At 49.6% G+C, this 264-nt stretch carries 1 pseudogene; it reads left to right on the top strand.

Annotated elements, in window-relative coordinates:
- Window positions 1–264 (top strand): annotated as a pseudogene (locus tag VCHENC03_RS27690) (hypothetical protein); the annotation flags it as partial.

Here is a 264-nt window from a genome sequence, read left to right on the forward strand (position 1 = left end):
ACCCCAACCTTAACCGTTGAAAATATCAGTGATGTTAACGAAACGGGTGCTGAAAGCGTTGCAGTCAGTGGTAATAGCACTCGCTTTGAGAGCACGGATAGCTTGACTATCAAGGCAACGGACAGCGAAGGGATCGAGGCGAGCGCAAATGTAAACCCAAATGCTGGCGGTGATTGGAATTCAACGCTCGATGTTTCGGGTCTTAAAGACGGCACCATTACGGTGACGGTGAATGGTACTAACGACTTGGGCGCACCAGCAAAA

Source organism: Vibrio sp. HENC-03 (assembly GCF_000305755.2).
Taxonomy (GTDB): Bacteria; Pseudomonadota; Gammaproteobacteria; order Enterobacterales; family Vibrionaceae; genus Vibrio; species Vibrio owensii.